We start from the raw sequence: 23,243 nt of genomic DNA on the forward strand, positions 1-23,243 counted from the left end.
TCCTACGATTCTTCTAAACTAAAGAATTTATCAAAAGGGGAATATTCAACCTGACACATGCAAATCAAATATCCTATATACTCCCTATTTTTAGGTCCTTCGATTCGCCAAATTTCACTTGCACCTTTACCAATAAAAGAAAAAATAGCTATTCTAATTGTCATTAAGCTCGCGAAGATTCAATTTCGCTCGCTATGCGCTATTTTATTTGAGAAATTCCTTTGTACTTTTTTCTACAATCCTATTTTTGCATAAATAAAAACTGTAGTAGCTCTATGCCACCACAGCTCTATGAAAGAAGCTAAAGTTATATTACGACTTACTTATTATTTATACTTTCTATCGCTTGCTTTACACTACCATAGGTTTGGAAGGAACTAAAATCGATTCCTGCCTGGACGATAACCATGGAAAGATTAGGTCGGATGCCGGTGAACAACACATGTATGCCAAGCAGCTCTAATACATTATGAATGGTGAAAATATGCTGAGCAATTTCCTCGTCAATCGTTAGAATACCTGAAAAATCAATGATTAAAAAATCAATGTCCATGTCAGGAATGGTAGGCAATACATAGGTCAACAAATGCTGCACTCTAATATAATCTATAGACCCAACAAGAGGAAGAACTGCTACACCATGTTGAATTGGTACGATAGGAGCGCTTAAATCATTGATTGCTCTTTGATGCTCTATTATCATTTGTTCTCTGTGATCCTCATAGACGTGCATTTTATTAACCATCCACACATCAAACAAATAACTAATTTGACTGTTTATACTTACAATGCTTTCTGAAGTAATATTTAAAGACAAACAAATTTCATTGAGATATTCTAAAAAAATAGTTCTACTTTTAACAGTAGTCGCGATATGAGCAGAAAAGCTTGAGAAATTAGCTATCTCATCACTTCGTACTTCATTGATCCAATCAGCTAATTCCTCTTCAGCAATATTTTTAGGTTTATTAAGTGCTGCTCCTAAAATAGATATAAGTTCTTGATTTCTTTGTTTTGTTGCTATATATGGTTCTATATTTAAATTTTCGTCAATGCTTTGCGCTTCTGCAACTACACGTTTGGTTAGCTCTTCTCCAATAGTTTCTGCATTTTTTACAAGGTAATCACTTACTGTAAAAATTTCATTCATTTATTTACACACCTTTTAAGAAGATTTAGTGGCGACTGCTAATTCTGTTCGATTGATTTGCTGATGAGATGCATTCCAAACAGCTTTTCCGTCTCCGACCAAAAAGACCTGTGGCGACTCATGCTTAACGCCCAAATCACTCTCCATTTCATTTGAAACCGGTCTGCTCTCCCTCACCTTAACTAAATACTTCTCTAATGGCGTGTCAAATGATTCAAATTCTCGAAAAGCCCTCGCACTAATTGGGCAAGTAGTACTGTGTTTTAAAACCAAAATCTTCTGGGCATCAGATAGCTTTAATACATCTTTCCATTCATCAACACTCGTAATTTCCTTATAACTCGTCACAAAAATCACCCTACCCTTTCATCATTCTCCATACCCTATATACTACCCATTAAACCAATATTACTTACTATTATTACAGGTGCCAGGCACCTGTAATAATTGATAGACACTGTCCTAGCTTCTAAAAGTAGTTTTATCCCACTTTTAGGAAAATATTTGTTTAATGTATATTATATTTGGATATTAAAAGAGTAAGTACGAGAACATCAAGGAAGGAGCAACATGATGATAAATAAAAAAAGAGCGTTAATAATTACCTCCATTCTTTCAACTACATTCTTATTAGGAGCTTGCAATGATAACAACGATGAGAATGATGAAAATGTAATGAAATCTGATGTAGTTGAGCCAAACCCAGTTGATGATTCTGCACAAGTTGTTACTAATCCTGAAACAGACTATGGCTTCCAGGAATTTACTATGATTATCGATACTCCAGACAACGAAGATGCTGTCATTGTTGAGTATAAGTTGGACTCATCTTCAGCAGTTTATAAAAATATGCACACGGCTGTAAACACAGAAGGTGAAGGAGCAGCAGAAACACTTGATCCTATCTTTAAAGACTTAAATTTAACGAAAGAAATGAATACGGAGGATGTAGTAGAAGAGGTTTCAAAAGCATTTGAAGTAGAAGACTTCACTGCATTTAACTTAGACATCCAATATGATGATGGTGAAACAAAAAATTACGCAGTCAACTAAAACACTAAAGGCCAAAGCGATTTAACTGATCGCCTTGGCCATTTTTTATTTCCTCTTAAATGTTACAGGTGCCAGGCACCTGTAACATTTCTGACACCACTAACATTTAAGACATCAGTAACATTTCATCCACACTTGTCCCACGTTATCGATCTTCAAGTCTGGCGCAAAGTATTCCAAACACTGTGCCCAGTGTTGCTCCTGCTAGTACTTCTACTGGTTGGTGACCTAGTAATTCCTTTAGTTCCTCTTCTCTTTTTACAACCTCAAAGCTAGGGAAATTACCAGATAGAGCTACAACGTTTTCTTCTAAATCGTTCACTAGCTGAGCGATTTCTCCTGTATGGCGTCTAATACCTTGTGCATCGTACATAACGATTGCTCCAAACACAACTGCTAAAGCTGTTTCCGTGTGGCGGGTGCCTCTGTTTGCTGCTACATATGAAGCTAGAGCTGCAACACCTGCTGAATGAGAGCTTGGCATTCCACCAGTTGTAAAAGCTTGTTTTAAATCCCATTCTCCAGTTATTTTTTTATGGGTAAACACCTTTAATCCTTGAGCCAATCCAATTGCTGATAACGCCGTTATAATCCCTTTATTCATCTTAGCCATCTTCTACCTCCATTGTTCTATGTATTTTGTCCAATTAAATATACCTTATTAAAATACCCAATAACTAGCATAATAACCTTCCTTTCTTTAAGTAAACACTTATTCCATTGACGAAGTTTCCCTATTCTAATAAAATCACGCCTTTACACCCAAATAATAAAAAAATCTCTTTAAGACCACGTGGTCCTAAAGAGATTCTTTCATTCAAATTATATTATTGTTCCTCTTCCTCTACTGCGTCAGGTGCATTCGGTGCAGCGAAAATCACTTGCAAGCCTACCTCTAAGCGCTGGGCTGGAGTGCTGTTGGATACTTCAATTGGCAGCTTAAAGAACTGGCTAGTTAACGAAACGGTTCCAGGCTTTTTGTAGCTAGTGAACTGGAATGGACGCACATCCCATGTAATCGCTACTGTATGCACTTCCCCATCCGAATCAATAATAGTTGTTTGCTTCGGCAATTGAGCAAGAAAATCATCATACGTAATATCTGCAGGAACGGTTAAAGTCTCTAATCGACTAATTGTTTCGAGAGTTACCTCAGACGATACAACAATTTTCACGTATGCAGTTTTCCCTTTCGTAATCACCAATGGATTAGTATCTGCGTTATAAATTGTTTCTTTATAGGATTCCCCAAGCTCAATCTGACTAACACTCATTGAATCTAATGTATCAAAATGAATGGTATAAGAGCCTTCAGGAATATCCTTCATTTGATACACATGTTTTTGATTACTCGGTGTAGTGCCTACTTGATACACTTTATTCGTCTTTTTATTCTTCAAGCTAAAATTACTAATGTTTGTAAAATCCATCTTATTCATAGAGGATGTACTATCTTTGAATAAGCTAATATGTGAGTTGCTTTTTTCTGGCTCTGGAAATATCACTTGAATAGTCATTTCCAGACGTTGTGCTGGCGTACTATTAGATACCTCTAAAGGTAAATCAAAGAATTCACTAGATAAAGTTCTAGTTCCTGGCTTCGTGTAATTTTCAAACTGGAATGGGCGCACATCCCATTTCAATGGAACTGTATGCTCCTGTCCTCTTGAATCTACAATTTTACCTTGCTTTGGAAGTGCAACTACAAAATCATCATAAGAAATATCGTAAGGTACTGTTAAGCTTTCCAACGGTTTAATTTCCTGTAAAGTAATATCTGATTTTAATACAATTTTTACATATGTTGTTTTGTTCTTTGTAATGACTAACGGATTATTAGCAGGATCATATATCGTTTCCTTATACGATTCCCCAAGTTGAATGCTGTCGACTTGGAACACGTCTGGTGTAGTTAGCTCAATCGTATACGATCCAGTCGGAAGATCCTTCATCTGATACACATTCTTTTGATTGTTCGGTGTAGTTCCTACGTTATAAACTTTGTTCGTTTCTTTATTTTTCAAAGCAAAATTCGAAATGGTCGTAAAGTCAATCTTGTTTGTAGATGAGGTACTGTCCTTGAATAAGCTAATTTGTGAAAGTCCCTTGTCCAAATTGACTTTAGCTTTAACAGTAAGCTCTATAGAATGTTCTACCTTTGTGCCGTCCGTTCTTGTAAGTAGCAACACTACTGTCCCTGACTTATCCGCTTGCCCAATTTCAGGCTGTACAATTTGCCCATCTACTACCATTCCCTCAGGCGTAGACAATAAAGTCACTGTATAATCCTCGCTAATTAAAGCAGAAATTTTTTCAACTAAAATATCTCCTTCAACTAGATTTCCAATTGCTGACGGCGTAATTTTAGCAGCTTCCTGTTCAGCTGCTTTTAAATCAGCTGCTTCTTTCGTCAGATTCGCAGAATTAGTAACCAATGCCTTCTGCTTGTCCGTTAGTTTATTATATTCAGTTAGTGCAACGGTAACTGCTTGTTTATACTGTTTTGCACTAGATTCTTTATTAATTTGATCAATTAATTCTACAACTTTTGCAGCAATTTTCTTATCTTCCTTAGCTGCTTTTAACGCGATTAAAGCATTCTCTGCATCCACTAATCTAGTTATATCTACTAGCTTCTTCTGTTTTGCTGTTAGCTTTTCATAAGTGGCACGAACTACCTTGATCACTTTTTCATCACTTTCCTTCACCTTTGAAGCTGGCGGTACTACATAAAGCATCGCCATAAATAATTTAGCGACAGTTTGATCAATGATTGAACTTAAAAAAGGAGATTTAATAGAAGTCTTTTTCGCATTTTCTATTTGGATCTGAGCCTTTTCAACCGTTTCAAGTGGAGATGCATAAGCTGCCCCCACAAACGAATTCGAAAGAAGTGATATTACTAATACGATTGCCACAACTAATTTTTTCATATGCTTCCGATTCCCCCTATTTTTATATAGATCTTTTAAAAATATTTTGCTGCTAAACCATTTCAATTCAGCCACAATATTTTCCAAAGATATACATATTATGTTCAATTCTATCTATCAGTCTATTTAATTTCAAGAAAATTTAGTTTATTAAATAGTAGTTTATGATTCTATAGTCCTCCTATTTTATTTTCTAATTCTACAAGAAATAACAAATTCTTATTTTATAAGTCATATTTTTAATTTTTAAATTTTAAAAATAGTTAACATTAGTTGTATTTTTTAAATTTTATTCCATAAAAAGGGTTAATAAGATTCGAACGTCCTCATACTTATATCAGTTAACTAAAGAAAGGAAGCTGGTCTTTTGGACACAAAAATTAAAAGTGAAGTAACAGAACAAAATAGATGGCTTTACACAGCCATCCTTCTTTTATTGTTAGCTATTTGTGATAGCTTAATCACCCATTTTGGTTTAAGCAATGGTTATATAGAAGAAGCCAATCCACTGATGCGTTATATGTATGAAACGAGCATCCTTGGTTTTTTTTCGATTAAAATTCTCTTACCGATTTTATTCGTATTGATAATTACAAAATTGAAGCCAAATGCCTTTTTACAGTTACTTATAGCGGGAGCACTATTCCTATATGCCTTCGTCTTGTTCAAGCATATTTATTGGATATATGCACTCTTCATTGCTTGAAAAATCCAGCAACTATCTAGCTGCTGGATTTAACTTATAGCGAGTTTTCTCTTCTCTTTCCCATTTTTGTAATAAAGGAAAAGGATCATACGCCCATTCTGTGCGACCATTGTATTTGTACATTCCATAATGAAGATGTGGAGCAAACTTACCAGCAGTTCCTTTTTTTCCATATCCAGAGCTGCCTACATAACCAATGACTGTCCCAGGTTCAACAATTTTCCCTTCCTCGATTCCTTTGGCAAACCCTGAAAGATGAGCATAATAATGATACGTATTGTTCACATCTCTAATACCAATTCGCCAGCCACCGTAATCATTCCAGCCCTTGGTTTCCACGATACCGTATGTTGCCGATTTTACTGGAACGCCGCTATAGGCAAAAAGATCAGTGCCCTCATGCATTCGTCGTCCACCCCACCCACGCTTATCTCCCCAAGTACTGCGATAACTGTAATTGTGGCTGATGGCAAGCACAAACGCCCGCTTATCCAGATTTAATACTTCATAGGTCTTATAGATCTTTGCATTCGTCAATATTTGTTTCACCGTTAGATCTTTGTCATAATAGCGCTTTAAAGCTTTTTCAAAATCCTTCTCTGAATGAACTTGAGGGCTTAAATATTGAACAAGCGTAAACATGACATCCTCATCATTTTGACGATCCGCAATTCCATCATTATTGCCATCTCTTCCTTGACCTTCAAAATAAGAAATGGTTGTCAGATTAGTGTCGTCCCCAAGCGGATTAAGCGGCCCTACCCAAAAATCATCCTCAAATTGTACGGCAACAACACCATCTCGCTCAGGCAGATCTTTCCTTACCTCCTGTATATTCCGCTCATATTGGTCCACCGCAGCCAAGTAATACCATGGTAATGTATCCGTGGAGTACTTTATATAGTAATCCATCCGCTTATCAAGAATTTGCTCGCGCGTAAGCTCTTCGGCAGCCGAAGCCTCGGAGGCAAAAAATAGACATAGAAAGCCGACAGACATTATTTTAATAAGCAAGCGCATGAATGATTTACCTCCTTTTTAATTCTTTCGTTAGTTTTCCCAAACGAATCAAAATCATGAATGATAATTAAGCTTTTGAGCAAAATAAAAACGACCGCCTATTGAAAAGACAGTCGTTTACTTGAATTTTTACATGCTTCAATAAATCCTTTAAATATTGCCTCGGATGAATCATCTCCAGTTGTGACTAAGCACTCTGGATGCCATTGAATACCAATAACAAAGGAATGATTTTGACTTTCAAATGCTTCAATAATTCCGTCGCTTGCAATACCCGAAATTTGATAGCCCTGTGGAATTTTGCGCACCGCCTGATGATGAAAACTATTTACTTTAATGCGGTCCTTTCCAATAATATGCTTTAACACAGTTCCTTCTCCGAGTTGCACAAAATGAGAAGCATGAGTACGTGGAGCTTTTTGATCATGCTGAAGTAAGGTTGTTTCGATTTGACCATAAATATCCTGATACATATCTCCACCGGCTGCAATACTCATAATCTGAGCACCTCGGCATAGACCTAAAATTGGTTTATTTTGCTCTAGCATTTTTTTAATAAGCTCCACTTCAAATTCATCTCGCTCTGGGACAATACTTCCGAGACTTCTATGTGGTTCTTCGCCGAAAAGTGTAGGGTCAATATCTCCTCCACCTGTTAAAAGTAAACCATCTATTAAGTTTGCGATAGAATCTATCAATTCAATCTCCATATTCGGCAATACGATTGGAACGCCTCCAAATCTTGTTACCGCATGAATGTTATCTGTAGGGACGGAAAGTACAAGCTCCGTTAAATTAGATGAAACACCGATAATTGGTTTCATAGAAACCTCCTTAACTTTTCCTGTATTATACAATTAATTTTGAATTTAGTAAATAATATGAAATTTTAATCTTATTGGATTGCTCGCATATTTAAGAAGTTTTGGTAAGCGAACCCTTTCACCTCATCCTCTGAAAAGCTTTTTAATAGCTCATTGATCAAGACTGGAAAATCGGAGGAATTATGAAGGCCATTCGTGTAAAAGTCCATGCCATCAAAATCAGACCCAAGCCCAATTTGCTTTACGCCGCCTAAAGAACAAAGATGATCTATATGCTTAATAAGCTCTGGAATTTCAGCAGTCTGGTTCCCGTTAATAAAAGGAGGGTAAAAAACTGCATGGATATGCCCACCACGTGCAAACATCGCTTTAACTTGGTCATCATTCAAATTTCTTGGGTGCTCACATATCGCTGCAGCATTGGAATGCGAAGCAAAAGGATATTCCGCAAGATTCATCACATCCCAAAATCCTTTCTCACTTAAATGAGAGACATCCGTCAAAACACCATACTCATTATTTAAAAGCACTACCTCCTTACCAAAAAGCGTAAGCCCTCCACCTCTCGGCTCACCTGCTCCATCTGCACATAAATTAGCATTATTCCATGTAAGCCCTATTGATAGCACACCTAACCTGTAAAGCTGACGAAGCTTCATCAGATCATTTCCAAATGCATCAGCACCCTCCAATGCCAAAACCGCCCCAATTTCACCATCCTTTAAACTTTTTAAATCCTCCCATTTCTTTATATGCTTCATTCTCGGATTTTTTCCCAACACCTCTGTATAAAACAAGTCTATTTGCTCCAAGGCATATAACCATTTTTGGTCATCCGGCACGTTGGGAAAAATAAAAACTGCAAAAAACTGCACAAGAACATCGCCCTCTATCAACCGCACCATATTCGTTTCCAACTCCGGTGCATCAACAAAGCTTAATGGATTTACCTTGTATATTCTTCCTTGTTTAGCTAGCTGTAGCTTCAAAAGCGCATCACAATGCGTATCTACTATTTTCAATTAATTTTCACTCCTTCTTATCGTAATCACGTTGCTCTGTGTCTAATTGGGAAGATAAACCTTGCTAGTATTCAGCCCGAGTTGTCGGTTCATTTAGCTAATCGGTCGGTTTTGCCACATAATCGGTCGGTCGCCCCGAATAATCGGTCGGTTTTGCCACATAATCGGTCGGTCACCCCGAATAATCGGTCGGTTCTGCCACATAATCGGTCGGTCACCCCACTTAATCAATCGGTCTAGCTGGATAATGGTCTACTATGAGTGCTACACCTGATCCGAGCTTTTTAATATTTGACGGGAGCTATAAAAAATACGATTTATGTTGCCGTCTGCGCCACTTAGAAACTCAATTAGATTTTCTTGATCCTCTAAAGTTCCGATAAACAAATTACCTTCTACACATTTTAATGGGTTGGGACCACTTGCTGTTAGAATGGCTAGACGTCCATCCACTATATCCACTCTTACCTTCATCCCCTCTCCAGAAATAAAGGTTCCTTTAAATTTGGAAAGCTTCTCTACTGGCACATCGTGTGTTTGAAAATGCATGTGTTTGGCAGCTGGCTCTCGACCCTCTATGCCATTAAGAGCACCAAGGAACAGCTTGTCGGATGGAACATCTGCGAGACTGCTTAATAGCACTCCAGAGATTCCTTTCTCAGGTAAAATTCCCATAAACGAAGACACTCCCTTCAAGCCGCCACCATGGTTAATAAAGGTAGTCCCAAAATAATCGGGAATGATTCTTAGACCGTACCCGTAAAAGCGTCCCTTTTCGAACTCTACATGTGGAGAGACCATCTGCTGTACACTTTCTGCTTGTAGAATTCTATTCTCTCCAGCCATTCCTTCATTTAAAAACATAGCCAAATACTTCAGAATGTCATTTATGGTGGATTTTAAATAACCTGCTGCTCTCATGGAAGGTGCATCCCACCAAAGTGGAGCCTCATATACGTCCACCCCCTCTGCAGAGTAGCGTGACATATAAAGTGTGGTCGTATTATTTTCTTTCTTCTTTAATTCCTCCAAATCAAAAAAGCTATTATTCATTTGGATTGGCTTTAAAATATGATCCATTACATAATCTTCATAGGATTGACCACTCACTCGGTCAATAATTATTCCTAGAATTCCGTAGCAGTCATTGGAATAGCTGAACTCCTCACCTGGTTCACCAAGCAAGTCGAAGTCTTGTTTTGCAATGTAATGAAGTAACTCCTCATATGTGTCAATCGCCGGCTCAGGATTGTTCATTAGGTCTAGACCATAATCCTTTGCGGATGGATCCTGATCGATACTACGCTTCCTTGCATAGACATGAGTTGCAATTGGCGGAAGACCTGATGTATGAGTCATCAAATGATGTATTGTAATCCTCTTGGATTTTTCTTCGTCCTGCGTTCGAAAATCTGGTAAATACTTAATCACCTCGTCATGGACAGACAGTTTTCCAGTCTCCTGAAGCTGCATAATGGCTACACACGTAAAGGACTTCGTCATGGAGGCTATGCCGAAAATCGTGTCTGCATCGATAGGAAGCTGTTTTCCCACATTTCGATACCCGAAAGCTTTTTCATAGATTCGTTCATTGTTTTGATTAAAAGCAATACCTACCCCAGGGATTTTGTGTTCTTTTATAAGATCCTTTGCATATTGCTCGAATTGCCCCATCATCTCTATGTTATTTACCATTTCTTATCCCCCTTTATTATCATGAAAATATTTTAGCATAATTGAACTGCCAAAAGTCGTAATTATTTGAAAATAAAAATAATTACATTTTTCTGTAGTAACGTTCAATAAAGGAGTTAAACAAGGAAGCAAGCACTTGTTGAAAAAGCATGCCAAGAACAACAGGAATAGCAACTGCTGGCGGGAAGTATGCAGTTGCTAGAACAACTCCCGCGCTTATATTGCGCATCCCTCCAGTAAAGACCATCGCAATTACTGTTTCCTTCCCCTGCTTCAACAATCTCCCCGCTGAAAAAGAAAGAACATAGCCTAAAAAAGCGATGATGATTACAACAATTCCAAGCCCTATTAAAGTAAAGCCTTCCTCTAATAAAAACGGAGCAACTACTGCCCCATTTAACATTACTACTATTCCCATGCCTACCTTAGAAAACGGAGAAAGCCTAGCACTTAAAATATCGACTACCTTGCCCTTCGTCATCTGATTCAAAATCATTCCTACAATGGAAGGAATAACAATCGTCCAAAGAAGTCCGATCATCATACCTAGTGCATCAATCTCTACTGTTTCACCTACTAGAAGATGAAGTGTTAAAGGAACAATTATGGGAGAAAGAAGCGCTCCTAATAAAATAATTGTAAGTGCCAGCACATTATTTCCTTTTGCCACTGCAACCCATACAAAGCTAGTAATCCCTGTAGGTATAGCCATAGCAAGTACTAGTCCTGTAATCGTTAGCATTTCTCCTGGAAACACGAGGTGTCCGATTCCAAGCGACAGCAAGGGCATAATAATATGCAAAATGGTGAACGTCACGAAGATTGGAAGTGGATGTAAAACAGCATCCTTGAAAGAAGCGAAATTTGAATTTAGGCTACCAGCAAAGGTCATAAACGCAAAAATCCATGGTATTAGCCATGCAAAATCAACAATGTAATCAGATACTAATACCCCGATTACTACACTGACCGGAATAAAATAAGCCATCGTTTTTTCCAAAAATTTGTTTATGCTGAGCATCATGGTCTATCAGTCTCCAATCCTAACTGTCACTAAAGAATAACCTTATGTATTTCCTCATATATTGATATATCGGATAATATGGGAGGGCTTATATGGGATATTATGTAAAGGTCGAAAAAGGTGTGAATATATACATAGAGGATATAAACCCATCAGCCGACAAGACGATTTTATTTATTCATGGCTGGCCAGCTAACCACCAAATGTTTGAGTATCAATTCAATCAGCTGCCCGCGCTTGGCTACCGCTGTATAGGTCTTGATTTGCGTGGCTTTGGAAAATCCTCTAACCCTTGGGAAAGCTACTCCTACAACAGAATGGCTGACGATATCCGAGTTATTATAGACACGCTACAGCTGGAGAACATTACGCTTTTAGGTCATTCGATGGGTGGGGCAGTTGCCATCCGATATATGTCTCGTTACAACGGTCATCAGGTAGATAAGCTGGCCCTAGCTGGTGCAGCTGCTCCAATGTTTACGATGCAGGACGATTTTCATTATGGCACCCCTATAACTGTAGTAAACGAATTAATAAGCGATACGTATAATGACCGACCAAAAATGGTGCAGGATTTCGGCAATCTATTCTATCACCGTCACCTGAGCGAAAGTTTTCAGCACTGGTTCCAAAATCTTTGTCTTGCTGCGTCTGGCCATGCAACGGCGCAATGCTTAGAAACGCTGCGTGATGAAGACCTCCGAAGTGACCTTACCCGCATTCATACTCCTACACTTATCCTCCACGGCAAATGGGATTTAATCTGTCCCTATGAACTAGGAGAGCTTATGTACGTGCAAATTCAAAATTCTATGTTAGTTCCTTTTGAATATAGTGGGCACGGTTTGTTTTATGAAGAAAAAGAAAAGTTTAATGAAGAGCTTGCTAGATTTATAGGCTAGAACAAAAAAGGAGGAAAAAAGATGCAATGTCCAAATTGCAATCATGATCAAGTATCAGGAAATTATTGCTCAGATTGTGGAAACTATTTACTGAGGCATCAAAGAGAGATTATTAAGGAAGCTGCTATTGCAACAGAGGCACCCATTGCAGTAAAAGACCACTTGGCAACTTTGAAAAATCACGCAAAGCAGTATTCCAATTATTTTATGCGCCAGCTTAAAAGTCCGTCGTCAACGTATAGCAAGGGAGAAAGCGAGTTCCCGAATGCTACTGTAAGTATTGTTCTATTTACAGCTCTTTTCTCCTTCTCGATTTATCTTTTTGCAGTTAACCAGTACTGGAGCAATCCACCCAGCTTTTTATCAACATTTATGGAAGTTTTCTTCGTCACGTTTGTTTTAACATTAATCGCAATCCTATCCATCTTTTTTATAAATACTATTTTTGGACCACAGCACTCTTTTAAAAGCATTATTAGCTTCTATGCAGGACAGCTACCGATTGTAATCATTGGTACTGCTCTTTCTGTCATCCTTATGTCTTTAAAGTCTTTCGCCTTCGGGAATGGAATGCTAACGGTGTGTTTATTATTAGCTGTTTTCTTCATCCCGCTTTATGTCATCAGTGCTATACTTACGAGCAAACAAGAAAACTTCGAGCCACTATATGGCTTTCTCTTATATATCGTTCTTTACTTTGCACTCTTACTCATGATTACAATGATGATCGGCAACCTAACGATTAACAGTTATGTACAAAATCTAACTTATTTGTTTAAGTGAGTATAAGGCCGTGGACCGTCATGTTGATGACGGTTCTTTATTTTTGCTTTTCTAGGTTTGCTAGTTTCCGCAAGGTTCTTGTTAATCTCTGCAAGGTTTTGATTCGTTTCCGCAAGGTTTTCACTCATCTCTGCAAGGTTCAACGCCGTCTCCGCAAGGTTTACTCACGTTTCTGCAAGGTTCTGCTTTTTCTTTTGCAAGGTTCTCCCCCTTCTCTGCAAAATTCTATGAAACAAGAAAAGTGCAAGCGCCTGTCACTGCCCCGACAGGCAAATGGGGAAAAGCGAGGAGGCAGTTCCTCAGCCACCGCAAACGCTTTTGTTTGCGACGAGCTTACGCAGGAGCAGCTTTTATCCATTTGACCCCGAGGGGCAAGGCGATGGAGCTAGACATCAATTTATCCACAGGTTCAGTATTTTATAATTTCCTAAACAACAAAAAAAGAAACCCCGAAGGATTTCTCTTTTTGATTTAGCCAATTGGTGGGTGTATTGGGATAGTGTTTGTGCTTGAGCCAATCGGTGGGTGGATCGGGATAGAATTTACTTCGCCGCTCGCACTAGATCCGATTGGTGGATGGATAGGAATAAAAGCGATTGCAACACCTGCTAATGTAGCTAAAATTAGAGCTTTTGTAGATTTTTTCATCATGGACACTCTCCTCTATTGATTAGTTAGTAGAACGACTTTCTCGAATTTACCTTCTTGGCGGTAATAGTCCGTTAAAATGACCAGGAATTGATGGTGAATCTCTTTAAGGTTTTCTCCTCTAGCTGTGTAGGGAACTAATTTTTCCTCTAAAAAGGTCATCGCCTTTTCCCTCTCACCCTCCAACAAAAATAAATAAAAGCTAGAAAACAATCGATAATGTATGATTTGCTGCTTTTTAGCCTCGGACTTCAACAAAGTAAAGCTTTCCTTACATGCTTCCCATTGCTCCAAGCGGAACTGGGTTTGCGCCAAATTATATAGGCACAAGAGATAATTATCGGAATTCACAGGGATAATGGCTTTACTTTTTTGAAAGTACTCTAAAGCTTGCAAATAATCTCCCATCCGCAGATGTAAGTCACCTATATTGTGATAGATTTTTGGAAGGAGATGCTGCTGGTTAAGCAATTCTATGCTTCTTAACAAGTGGGTATACGTATTTAATGCTTCATTGAAAATCTTTGCCCGTGAGTAGTTTAACGCAAGCGACATAAGTGTATGAAGGATTCGTTTGAAGTTGTATTGGTTACTATAAAATTGCAATGCCTGCTTACCGTAAATGATTGCTAAACTAGACTCTTCTAAATGTCCCTTTACAACTGCTAGATGATAGTGAAGCTCTCCGGTAAAGGATCCTAACTCAGCTTGATCGTGAATAATTCGAGTAAGTTGCTTATCCGCCTCTTCAAATCTCCCCCTTAACATTAAAATTAAAGCACCCATGTATAAAAGTAAATACTTCTCATATTGGGAAAAATTTTGTTTCTGAGCATGTAGCCATTTTAGCTGATATTCTGCAGCATCTCTATTATTTATTAATAGATAATAGCGTAGTTTATAAAGTTCATATAAATAAATATGATCCGTAAACACAATAAGCTCATGATAGCCCTCTAACGTTTTGAAAACTTCTGTCGCCTTTTCCTCTTCTAAATAATGAATATGACATAAGAAATCCTTTATTAATTCGAAAATTTGTTTTTCATTTGCCTGTACATCCTGCAAGTCAATTTTTAAACGCTCCAGCAACAAACGGATTGTCTCAACATTTGCTTCTTTACTGTTATTTTCAATTTTGCTGAGATGAGGCACAGAACATATTCCATTAGCAAGACTTGTTTGCGTTAACCCTCTTTTTGTTCTATAAAATTTTATTAGCGAGCCAATCCTCATAATATCCCTCCTAATTATTGTAAAATATTTTTTCCCAATAAACAAAATTTTCAAAATGTGTTAGTTTTAATATTGTACTACAAAACTAAACCGAAAAGGAGTTTTAACAGATGAGCAAATTTAAAATCGCACTAGCAAGCCTATTGATTGTAGGTTCACTTGCAGCACCGGTCCAAGCAAGCTCACCGGAAGAAACACCATCCTCAGTAGAGGACAGAAATTCTAATGTCGGGGTAGAAAAGTTTCGGGTGTATGTAGAAGCCAATAACAAGGCGAACAAAGCGTCCTTGGCAAATCAGTACGAAGTAAGATGGGAGCTTTCGGAAAATGGGTTCTCTACAGATATGAATGAAAAGCAGTTCCAAGCTCTTCAAAAAAATAAGAATATTACCGTAACAAAGGTTCCAACTGTTACGCTTGATCTGCCAGCAGAAGATTCTACTATACAACCAGCAGATTACGAGACTGCAGCAAACGCATCTCAGCAAACTCCTTGGGGCATTAAAGCAATTTACAATAATAGTAGTTTAACCTCCACTTCAGGTGGAAATGGCATTAATATCGCGGTATTGGATACGGGAGTAAATAGAAATCATACGGATTTAGTAAATAGAGTAGAACAATGTAAAAACTTCACAGGCTCTACTACGGTTATCAACAATAGTTGTTCTGATGGAAATGGACATGGTACTCACGTTGCTGGGACAGCCCTTGCAGATGGTGGCAGTGACAAGTCTGGAGTTTATGGTGTAGCGCCTGCAGCAGATCTTTGGGCATATAAGGTGTTAAGTGATAGTGGCTCAGGTAGCTCAGATGATATTGCAGCAGCTATTAGACACGCTGCAGATCAAGCTGTTTCTACAGGAACAAAAACAGTTATTAATATGTCATTAGGATCTTCTGCAAATAATAGTTTAATATCAAGTGCAGTTAACTATGCGTATAGTAAAGGTGTATTAATAGTTGCAGCGGCTGGAAACTCCGGTTACGCGCAAGGAACAATCGGATATCCAGGAGCATTAGTAAACGCTGTTGCTGTAGCGGCACTTGAAAATGTACAAGAAAATGGGACTTATCGTGTAGCAAACTTCTCTTCTCGTGGCTATGCTTCTACAGACGGTGATTATGTAATTCAACAAGGGGATGTAGAAATCTCTGCACCTGGAGCTTCTATCTACTCTACTTGGTACAATGGTGGATACAACACAATCAGTGGAACATCTATGGCATCTCCACACGTTGCTGGACTAGCTGCTAAAATTTGGGCACAAAACCCATCTTGGTCTCATACTCAACTTCGCACAAACTTACAAAATAGAGCTAAAGCAGTAGATATTAAAGGCGGTTACGGAGCAGCAACTGGAGACGACTACGCTTCAGGATTCGGTTTCGCTCGCGTACAATAACATCCACTCTACAAATTTGGCTAAACGTAATCATAAGTAAAATTATTATTATTATTATTATTATTTAAAATATAACTACCATAAATAATCTATAAAACAACAAAACTGCACCCCCAACTCTGGGGGTGCAGTTTTGTCTATTAAACACAGTTATTAAATCGAGAGCATTACGAGAGCATCATTACAGGTGCCTGGCACCTGCAATGCTCTCGTAATAATATTGGTATAGTTTTTCACATTGTTTCAATCGGCGTGAATTGTTATACTGAGATATTTTACAAGTGCCAGGCACCTGTAATAACCCCAGACACCTGTAATAACCAGGCACCTGTCATAATGTTAGTAGTTTTTGATTTGGTCTGTTGATTTGGTTTGGATTTTTAGGCCGTATTCGTTTGTTATTCCTTCTATCGAGACGATAGTAAGTGGACCTGTCAGCTTGTGGTCTTTTCCTTGGTCTATGAGTTGACCATCGCTTTTTCTTGTGCTGAGCAGACCGAAGTCTATCGAGAAGGCACCTTTAGTTTGGGAGAAGATGGTTTTGTTTTGGTTGTTGGTGTATTTAACCTTCGTGCCGTCTCCATCTACTACGATAATAGAAGCCTGTTTAGTAATGATCGCTTGGTCTTGTGCGATTACTGCGCCATTGGCATATTGGACTGGCGAAATGGTGAAGGTAATTTTTTCGTTGGATAGGTCATCGTCCTTGCTCGTTCCTTCTGTTATACTCCCCACTGCAAATGGACCTTCGACTACCCTCAATGTTGTTTCTCCCCATCCTACGTAAGCCGGTATAGCTTTACCTGCAGTTTGTTGAAAGATAGAGAAATCGGTTACGGCATTTGTATCTACTTCAGCTACAAAGGTCCAGTTCCCTTTACTATCGGCCTTTGCCTTACCGATAGATGTGCTATTGTTTTTGAAGAAAAACAATTCATAGTTGGGTTCTGCTGTGCCTTTTAGCTCCACTTTGTTCCCATGGATGCGATAACCGGGCGTGCCTGCCTTGACCGCAAATTTCGTGTCTAGCTTGACCGCTGCTATCGATGCATTCTTTGATATATTAAATAACGAGGTGGAGACTTGGTGGTACTCGCCATTAATAGTATCTCCAATATCCAGTCCGCTTTTAAAGCTATCCAACGAGACATTTATTCCTTCATTTTGAAAGATGTCATTATAGATCTTCCAACTATACTTAACTCCCTCTGTGGTCACAAAATAATTGTTTTTACTATCGATAAATCTCACTGTTTTATTCCCAATCGCACCTTCTTTTGGAGGAGCATAAAGATTAAACACTCCAGAAGTTTGCGTTTCTACAGCCTTATTTTTAACGATCTTATGAATAGCAATAGTTTTATCTAACGCAGCTTGATTGGAATTATTGGCTGTGAAAACAATTTGTATTGCGCCATTCTTATCCGTCTGGGCATTAACCGATTTAGCACCTGCATTATTGTTAGCTACTCCATTTACCGAAATTAGCTTGACACCAGCTGGTATATCAATTCGAACTGCTTGATTACTCGTGTTTTTAAAGACAGTCGAGAGTGACAAAACCTCTGTCGTTTCTTTGTGCTGAACATTTTTATCCCCAATATAAACAGGTGATATATTTCCTGGAACTGCAAAGCTAACCGAACCATTTTTATATTTAATCGTATAGGTCGTTCCAGGTACCTGTACTGATGTTTTTAATGTAACGTTAAGTCCATCATCACTACTCAGGGATGCACTACTAATAGTCATCCCATTATTGGCTGTAAAATCTGAAGCTTTTACGGAAGAAACAGATCTATTTAGCTTAACAAGTACTGTAGTATTATCGATACGGGTTGCAGATACTGCATTCATCGGCAAAGCATTGTTAATATTATTAATTGCTGCTTGTAGGCTCTTTTCCCACTTTAATGTTTCAGCGGTTAAAATCGCCTGTGCCTCATATACTTTAGCAGAAGCCTCTTTGTATCGTCCCCTTGTCAAGTCCTCTTGGGCACCCTTGGCAAGCATATGAACCGTCACATCATTTTTGAGCTCTGCTATTAGCTTTTCAGCGGGGCCTTTTACTGCTCCTCTAATCCGATCTCGTGTTGATTGACCATATACACGGTCTAATAGAATCGTCTGCTTTCGAAATTCTGCTGTCATTTCATGATAAGCCTTTTCCACTTGATCTAAATTATTTGCCTGTACCGCTAAGGCTAGTGCATTTGTCTTCGCATGAATTTTACTGCTTGCTGTAATAGCATCTAGATAGCCCTGTGCACGCTGTAGCTGAGTTTTAGGCTCTATCAATAAAGACTCGTACTTTAATTTCTCCGAAAAGCTAGCCTTTGCAAGCGCAGCCTCGACCTTCCCAATTGCTTGCTTCGCATTATTGAATTGTTCCCACGGCTGAGTGACCCCATCTGCCGACCCCTCCACCGAAATTGCCCACTTCAACACATTTCCAGCATTTTGTGCATCCACAACTAACTGGTTTAAGTTTGATGTGGCTTCAGCCTGAGACCCTGGAGACACCGCAATTATCGCTGAAGTCGCTACTAATGTGGATACAATCAGCTTTCCACTTTTATTCATTATATTACTCTCCCTCCTATCGTTTATCGCTCAAGCCAGTATATGTTCAAGACATATAAACTTATGAGAATAAGAGAGATTTGTAACAACGATGCAACAAGAAAAGCGCAAGCGCCTGTGTCTGCCCCGACAGGCAAATGGGGAAAAGCGAGGAGGCAGTTCCTAAGCCACCGGAGCTTTTATCCATTTGACCCCGAGGGGCAAGGCGGTGGAGCTAGACATCAAGAAAAGCGGAATCGCCTGTCACTGCCCCGACAGGCAAATGGGGAAAAGCGAGGAGGCAGTTCCTAAGCCACCGGAGCTTTTATCCATTTGACCCGAGGGGCAAGGCGGTGGAGCTAGACATCAATTTATCCACAGATTCAAAACTTTATAGTTTCCTAAACAACAAAAAAACTCTGCCCAAGCTTAATAGCTTTAAACAGAGTGATAGATTTACAATTTTTTTAGCAGTTTTGGCAAGTAGTCATGCAAATCTTGAAAAGAATATCCTAAGCTTCTAGCACGTTCATTACTAATCAGCCAAGTTTTTGATAGATTGTAAGGTGAATCTTCTCCCTCAATGGGATTTAAACTAATACTCGCCTCTTTACCCACCTCAGTTTCGATTAAATGAACTAAATCCTTCAGCTTAATCTTACCATTGCTGGTCGCATTCACAGCTCCGGTAAATGTAGAGAGTCCAATCCACGCAAGGAACTGTCCAATCTCTTCCTCCGAGATAAAATCTATATAGGCTTCCGAGTTTACTAGATGAAATTCTTCTCCGCTCATAATTTTCCCAACATAATATTTCAATCGTTCGGTGTAATCATGTTCCCCAATGACGATTGGTGGTCGAACAGCAGCTACTGGAAACTCCGCGTGCTGAAAAAAGACAGCCTCCGCTTGGCGTTTTCCTTCCGCATAGGTAAAGTTCTCTTTCGTTCCCATGACTATGGAATGCTTTTCTGGAATAAAACCTTCCTCTTTAGATAGCTCTTTTCCTTCATAAACAGACTTTGAAGAAGTAAGAACATACTTTTTCGTATGTCCCTTAAACACTTCAACCGCGTCTAACGCATCTCTAGAGGCATAACAGATTTGATCAAAAACAACATCCCATTTTTCTGATTGAAGCTTCTCTTTGTCAGCCAACAAACTGGATCGATCTATAACCATATGATTCACTTTTTTAGAAAAAACATGTGCTGTATTTCCTCTGGTTGCGACAGTTACTTCTATTCCTTCATTTAAAAGTGCCTCCACCAAATGAACACCAAAAAAACGAGTTCCACCTAAAACCAATACCTTCTTCAAACTTCCACCCCTCTACTGGATATTAATACCATTATAACTGATTAAAAATATGTAGTGAAAGCCCCGTATCCAAAATAAACGGTAAGAACTGATAATATACCAAACACGATACTCTCGACTGTTCCCCCAGTTCTCGTAGTGATAGGAAAACGAACTGTCACAGGCATTGGAAAGAATAATTTAACTCCATTTTTCGTAGCCATGTCTAAAAGAAGATGACTTGCTACCCCAACTGAAACTCCCATCATAATTGACTTGTCCCAGCTAAAATAATTCATCAATGCAACTAATAGAAGAATGAACAATAGACTATGCGTAAAGGATCTATGTCCAAACACTTTGTTAATAACTTTGGATATGAGTGGAAAACATCTCCCTATCATACTTCCACCGTGGCAAATATCCGGTAGAATCGCACCTGCCACTCCTCCTACGACCAGCAATACCGGGTCATAATCGGTCATTTGTGAAATAGCAAGACTTGCTGCAAGACCGCCTATAATATGTGTGTTTCCTGTCATGCTATTAATTCTCCTTTTCTTATGTATCGAGAAAGCATGAAACATTTTACACTATTTGGTTTTATATCTAAATAGGTGAAATATCGTAACCTATCCGTTTAGTTAGGCAAAAAGACACTATTCTCACTAAAAAAGAGACTTCTTGTTCACGGTGTGAGGCATTCTGTCAGCTCCACGTATTCATAGAAAAAGACAACCATCCCTTTTAGAAACGGTTGTCTTTTACCACTAAATTTTAACCTGAATAGCTAGGTTTTTAATTTGTACATAGTTTTGAACGGCTAAATGACTTTTTTCTCGTCCAATCCCACTCTTCTTATATCCACCAAAAGGCATTTGCACGCCTCCAGCTGCTCCGTAAGTGTTGATAAAAACTTGACCCGCTTCGATACGAGCAGCTACATAATGAGCAACGTCAATATCCTTTGACCACACTCCAGCAACAAGACCATATTCGGTTTCGTTTGCTAGCTCAATTGCTTCTTCAACTGAATGAAAGCGGACAACGCTCAATACTGGACCAAATATTTCCTCCTGAACATAGCTCTCTTCGTGACTATTTGCTTCGATGATTGTAGGGGAAATATAAAATCCATTCTCATAGTCTCTTACCTCTACACCTTTCCCTCCAACTAGCACATTACCGTGCTTACTTGCTTCATCTAAAATATCTAAAATTCGTTCGTATTGCTTTTGGTTAATAATTGGCCCGACATCTGCATTAATGGATGCTGGTCCTATGGATAACTCTCCAAACCTGACAACAAGCTGCTCTAGTAGCTCATCAGCGATTGTATCCTGCACTAGCAGGCGTGAACCTGCAGAGCACGTTTGACCCGCATTTTGCGTAATGGAGTTGACAATGGCAGGGATTGCACGGTCCAGATCGGCATCCTGAAACACAATATTGGGTGATTTACCACCTAACTCTAGCGTTACAGGTACAATGTTCGCTGCTGCAGATTGCATGACCGATATTCCGGTCTGTATAGATCCGGTAAAAGTAATTTGGTTGATTCCTTTATGTGAGCTTAATGCTGCTCCAACCTCGGCCCCATATCCAGTTAAATGCTGAAAAACTCCCTTTGGAAGCTTTTCATGAAACCATTGTGCTAGAAAATTTGTGGACAAAGGAGTATCCTCTGAACTTTTTACAATTACTACATTTCCGGTTGCAAGTGCCGCTCCTACACTTCGAGCAGTAATTTGAATCGGGTAATTCCAAGGGACAATATGTACTGTCACGCCGATAGGCTCCACTACTGTTACATTTAACAAATTCTCTTCAATTGGGATCGTATCACCGAACACTTTATCAGCAATACCTCCGTAAAACTCGAAGTATCGGGCTGCTGCCTCTACATCGGCTCGGGCTTGATTCATCGGTTTTCCAACGTCGAGAGACTCAAGCGCTGCAAGTTCCTCAGCATGTAATCTTACGTAGCTAGCTAGCTCCACTAATAATTGTCCTCTTTGAAAAGGCTTGAAGGCCTTCCATTCTTTGCTCTTCAATGCAAGTCTTGCTGCTGCCACAGCATCGTGCACATGCGTTTCATTACCACGAACGATTTGAGCGATTACATCACTTGTAGCGGGATCTCGTACATCAATCCACTGGTTGCCACTGACCCACTCTCCATTAATTAGCATACTAATTTTTTCCATGAGAAGCTTTCACCTCCTTTAAATATTTCTACCGCCGTCCACATGGATCACTGAACCTGTAATGATTTGAGCTGCATCGGACAATAAATGCACAACTGTTGCAGAAATGTCAGACGGTTTAATCAATCTACCTAATGGAACACTTTCTGCAAATATATCTTTATTCAGCACTACTTCCCCCTCTTGAGAAGAAAACTGTCCTAGCATTTGAGTATCAGCAGGACCAGGATGTATTACATTTACTCGTACGTTATAAGAAGCAGCTTCTAACGCAAGCGCCTTAGAGAATGCCTCGACAGCCCCTTTTGATGCTACATAGCTTTGAAGACCTGGTCGTGGTCGCGTGACAGAAACTGACCCAATGTTGATAATTGATCCGTTTTTAGCCTCCCTCATGTAGCGAATTCCTTCCTTACATGTTAAGAAAGTCGCTGTTGCATTGATATTGATAAGCCTATGCCATTCGGTTAGTTCTACATCTACAATTGATTTAGCAGCCTGTGCAATACCAGCGATGTTCACCAAGCCATCAATTCTATGAAACTCATCATTAATCTCTTTAAAAGTGGACTGTATACTATCTTCATTTAACAGGTCAACCTGTTTCACTCGTAAATTTGTATGTTCCACCCCACCTACAGCATCGGTGTTAATATCTAAAGCAACCACAATTGCTCCTTTCTCTAATAAATCTTGAACTACTTGAAGGCCCATTCCTCCACCAGCGCCTGTAACTACGATTACTTTGTTTTCAACTACACCCATTTCTCATC

General features: G+C 39.0%; 21 protein-coding genes. 5 read left to right on the forward strand and 16 right to left on the reverse strand.

The window, feature by feature from the left end; all coding sequences use genetic code 11:
- Positions 1-319: 319 nt before the first annotated feature.
- Together MKX96_RS15465 and ytxJ are read right to left on the reverse strand one after the other, a co-directional pair.
- The gene (locus MKX96_RS15465) at positions 320-1,150 is read right to left on the reverse strand and encodes an STAS domain-containing protein (protein WP_340884952.1); all 831 of its coding nucleotides are present in this window, start codon (positions 1,148-1,150) and stop codon (positions 320-322) included.
- A gap of 15 nt (positions 1,151-1,165) precedes the next feature.
- Positions 1,166-1,498: a bacillithiol system redox-active protein YtxJ gene (gene ytxJ / locus MKX96_RS15470; RefSeq protein WP_340884955.1), complete on the reverse strand. Its 333-nt coding sequence runs from the start codon at positions 1,496-1,498 to the stop codon at positions 1,166-1,168.
- Between the two features lie 222 nt (positions 1,499-1,720).
- On the opposite strand from ytxJ, the gene MKX96_RS15475 reads away from it, so the two are divergent.
- Positions 1,721-2,203 (forward strand): YusW family protein, encoded by a 483-nt coding sequence (locus tag MKX96_RS15475; RefSeq protein WP_340884956.1) that lies wholly within the window; start codon positions 1,721-1,723, stop codon positions 2,201-2,203.
- Positions 2,204-2,348: 145 nt separating this feature from the next.
- Here MKX96_RS15475 and MKX96_RS15480 read toward each other — a convergent pair whose 3' ends face one another.
- Positions 2,349-2,816, reverse strand: coding sequence for a divergent PAP2 family protein (locus tag MKX96_RS15480; protein ID WP_340884958.1), 468 nt, complete (start codon positions 2,814-2,816; stop codon positions 2,349-2,351).
- 214 nt (positions 2,817-3,030) lie between these two features.
- Complete coding sequence (locus tag MKX96_RS15485; protein ID WP_340884961.1) at positions 3,031-5,136, reverse strand: hypothetical protein; 2,106 nt, start codon at positions 5,134-5,136, stop codon at positions 3,031-3,033.
- 367 nt (positions 5,137-5,503) lie between these two features.
- On the opposite strand from MKX96_RS15485, the gene MKX96_RS15490 reads away from it, so the two are divergent.
- Positions 5,504-5,842: a DUF5658 family protein gene (locus MKX96_RS15490; RefSeq protein ID WP_340884964.1), complete on the forward strand. Its 339-nt coding sequence runs from the start codon at positions 5,504-5,506 to the stop codon at positions 5,840-5,842.
- Positions 5,843-5,854: 12 nt separating this feature from the next.
- On the opposite strand, the gene MKX96_RS15495 is transcribed toward MKX96_RS15490, so the two are convergent.
- The 5 genes from MKX96_RS15495 to MKX96_RS15515 all read right to left on the reverse strand — a co-directional run bounded on the left by MKX96_RS15495 (position 5,855) and on the right by MKX96_RS15515 (position 11,427).
- Positions 5,855-6,862, reverse strand: coding sequence for a M23 family metallopeptidase (locus MKX96_RS15495; protein ID WP_340884967.1), 1,008 nt, complete (start codon positions 6,860-6,862; stop codon positions 5,855-5,857).
- Between the two features lie 98 nt (positions 6,863-6,960).
- The gene (locus MKX96_RS15500) at positions 6,961-7,686 is read right to left on the reverse strand and encodes a gamma-glutamyl-gamma-aminobutyrate hydrolase family protein (protein ID WP_340884969.1); all 726 of its coding nucleotides are present in this window, start codon (positions 7,684-7,686) and stop codon (positions 6,961-6,963) included.
- A gap of 71 nt (positions 7,687-7,757) precedes the next feature.
- Positions 7,758-8,708 carry a dipeptidase gene (locus MKX96_RS15505; RefSeq protein ID WP_340884971.1) on the reverse strand — a complete coding sequence of 317 codons (951 nt, stop codon included), beginning with the start codon at positions 8,706-8,708 and terminating at the stop codon, positions 7,758-7,760.
- Positions 8,709-8,972: 264 nt separating this feature from the next.
- Entirely contained in the window at positions 8,973-10,403 is a 1,431-nt protein-coding gene (locus tag MKX96_RS15510; RefSeq protein WP_340884973.1) for a serine hydrolase domain-containing protein, read from the reverse strand.
- Between the two features lie 82 nt (positions 10,404-10,485).
- Positions 10,486-11,427, reverse strand: coding sequence for a bile acid:sodium symporter family protein (locus MKX96_RS15515; RefSeq protein WP_340884976.1), 942 nt, complete (start codon positions 11,425-11,427; stop codon positions 10,486-10,488).
- A gap of 92 nt (positions 11,428-11,519) precedes the next feature.
- Between MKX96_RS15515 and MKX96_RS15520 the strand changes: the two genes are divergently transcribed.
- The gene (locus tag MKX96_RS15520; protein ID WP_340884979.1) at positions 11,520-12,329 is read left to right on the forward strand and encodes an alpha/beta fold hydrolase; all 810 of its coding nucleotides are present in this window, start codon (positions 11,520-11,522) and stop codon (positions 12,327-12,329) included.
- A gap of 21 nt (positions 12,330-12,350) precedes the next feature.
- On the forward strand, positions 12,351-13,112 hold the full coding sequence (locus tag MKX96_RS15525; RefSeq protein WP_340884982.1) for a hypothetical protein: 762 nt from the start codon (positions 12,351-12,353) through the stop codon (positions 13,110-13,112).
- A 471-nt stretch (positions 13,113-13,583) separates the two neighbouring features.
- Here the strand turns inward: MKX96_RS15525 and MKX96_RS15530 are convergent, their stop codons facing one another.
- Together MKX96_RS15530 and MKX96_RS15535 are read right to left on the reverse strand one after the other, a co-directional pair.
- The gene (locus tag MKX96_RS15530) at positions 13,584-13,763 is read right to left on the reverse strand and encodes a hypothetical protein (protein WP_298468228.1); all 180 of its coding nucleotides are present in this window, start codon (positions 13,761-13,763) and stop codon (positions 13,584-13,586) included.
- A gap of 12 nt (positions 13,764-13,775) precedes the next feature.
- Positions 13,776-14,996, reverse strand: coding sequence for a helix-turn-helix domain-containing protein (locus tag MKX96_RS15535; RefSeq protein WP_340884986.1), 1,221 nt, complete (start codon positions 14,994-14,996; stop codon positions 13,776-13,778).
- 110 nt (positions 14,997-15,106) lie between these two features.
- Here MKX96_RS15535 and MKX96_RS15540 point away from each other — a divergent pair, with 110 nt between their 5' ends.
- The gene (locus tag MKX96_RS15540) at positions 15,107-16,402 is read left to right on the forward strand and encodes a S8 family peptidase (protein ID WP_340884988.1); all 1,296 of its coding nucleotides are present in this window, start codon (positions 15,107-15,109) and stop codon (positions 16,400-16,402) included.
- Between the two features lie 339 nt (positions 16,403-16,741).
- Here the strand turns inward: MKX96_RS15540 and MKX96_RS15545 are convergent, their stop codons facing one another.
- From MKX96_RS15545 to MKX96_RS15565, 5 genes are all read right to left on the reverse strand, one after another.
- The gene (locus tag MKX96_RS15545) at positions 16,742-18,985 is read right to left on the reverse strand and encodes a hypothetical protein (protein ID WP_340884990.1); all 2,244 of its coding nucleotides are present in this window, start codon (positions 18,983-18,985) and stop codon (positions 16,742-16,744) included.
- Between the two features lie 435 nt (positions 18,986-19,420).
- The gene (locus tag MKX96_RS15550; RefSeq protein WP_340884992.1) at positions 19,421-20,284 is read right to left on the reverse strand and encodes an NAD-dependent epimerase/dehydratase family protein; all 864 of its coding nucleotides are present in this window, start codon (positions 20,282-20,284) and stop codon (positions 19,421-19,423) included.
- 41 nt (positions 20,285-20,325) lie between these two features.
- The gene (locus MKX96_RS15555) at positions 20,326-20,805 is read right to left on the reverse strand and encodes a metal-dependent hydrolase (protein WP_340884994.1); all 480 of its coding nucleotides are present in this window, start codon (positions 20,803-20,805) and stop codon (positions 20,326-20,328) included.
- 228 nt (positions 20,806-21,033) lie between these two features.
- Entirely contained in the window at positions 21,034-22,470 is a 1,437-nt protein-coding gene (locus MKX96_RS15560; RefSeq protein WP_340884996.1) for an aldehyde dehydrogenase family protein, read from the reverse strand.
- 18 nt (positions 22,471-22,488) lie between these two features.
- Positions 22,489-23,235, reverse strand: coding sequence for an SDR family NAD(P)-dependent oxidoreductase (locus tag MKX96_RS15565; RefSeq protein ID WP_340884998.1), 747 nt, complete (start codon positions 23,233-23,235; stop codon positions 22,489-22,491).
- Between the last annotated feature and the right edge of the window lie 8 nt (positions 23,236-23,243).

Origin of the sequence: Psychrobacillus sp. FSL W7-1493, assembly GCF_038004905.1 — a bacterium.
Lineage (GTDB): Bacteria > Bacillota > Bacilli > Bacillales_A > Planococcaceae > Psychrobacillus.

What these genes read in the sequence shown, in the direction of transcription:
- MKX96_RS15465 (WP_340884952.1), bottom strand. Translation starts at nt 1,150, where the DNA reads ATGAATGAAATTTTTACAGTAAGTGATTACCTTGTAAAAAATGCAGAA.
- MKX96_RS15475 (WP_340884956.1), top strand. Translation starts at nt 1,721, where the DNA reads ATGATGATAAATAAAAAAAGAGCGTTAATAATTACCTCCATTCTTTCA.
- MKX96_RS15480 (WP_340884958.1), bottom strand. Translation starts at nt 2,816, where the DNA reads ATGGCTAAGATGAATAAAGGGATTATAACGGCGTTATCAGCAATTGGA.
- MKX96_RS15485 (WP_340884961.1), bottom strand. Translation starts at nt 5,136, where the DNA reads ATGAAAAAATTAGTTGTGGCAATCGTATTAGTAATATCACTTCTTTCG.
- MKX96_RS15495 (WP_340884967.1), bottom strand. Translation starts at nt 6,862, where the DNA reads ATGCGCTTGCTTATTAAAATAATGTCTGTCGGCTTTCTATGTCTATTT.
- MKX96_RS15500 (WP_340884969.1), bottom strand. Translation starts at nt 7,686, where the DNA reads ATGAAACCAATTATCGGTGTTTCATCTAATTTAACGGAGCTTGTACTT.
- MKX96_RS15510 (WP_340884973.1), bottom strand. Translation starts at nt 10,403, where the DNA reads ATGGTAAATAACATAGAGATGATGGGGCAATTCGAGCAATATGCAAAG.
- MKX96_RS15515 (WP_340884976.1), bottom strand. Translation starts at nt 11,427, where the DNA reads ATGATGCTCAGCATAAACAAATTTTTGGAAAAAACGATGGCTTATTTT.
- MKX96_RS15520 (WP_340884979.1), top strand. Translation starts at nt 11,520, where the DNA reads ATGGGATATTATGTAAAGGTCGAAAAAGGTGTGAATATATACATAGAG.
- MKX96_RS15525 (WP_340884982.1), top strand. Translation starts at nt 12,351, where the DNA reads ATGCAATGTCCAAATTGCAATCATGATCAAGTATCAGGAAATTATTGC.
- MKX96_RS15530 (WP_298468228.1), bottom strand. Translation starts at nt 13,763, where the DNA reads ATGATGAAAAAATCTACAAAAGCTCTAATTTTAGCTACATTAGCAGGT.
- MKX96_RS15535 (WP_340884986.1), bottom strand. Translation starts at nt 14,996, where the DNA reads ATGAGGATTGGCTCGCTAATAAAATTTTATAGAACAAAAAGAGGGTTA.
- MKX96_RS15540 (WP_340884988.1), top strand. Translation starts at nt 15,107, where the DNA reads ATGAGCAAATTTAAAATCGCACTAGCAAGCCTATTGATTGTAGGTTCA.
- MKX96_RS15545 (WP_340884990.1), bottom strand. Translation starts at nt 18,985, where the DNA reads ATGAATAAAAGTGGAAAGCTGATTGTATCCACATTAGTAGCGACTTCA.
- MKX96_RS15555 (WP_340884994.1), bottom strand. Translation starts at nt 20,805, where the DNA reads ATGACAGGAAACACACATATTATAGGCGGTCTTGCAGCAAGTCTTGCT.
- MKX96_RS15560 (WP_340884996.1), bottom strand. Translation starts at nt 22,470, where the DNA reads ATGGAAAAAATTAGTATGCTAATTAATGGAGAGTGGGTCAGTGGCAAC.
- MKX96_RS15565 (WP_340884998.1), bottom strand. Translation starts at nt 23,235, where the DNA reads ATGGGTGTAGTTGAAAACAAAGTAATCGTAGTTACAGGCGCTGGTGGA.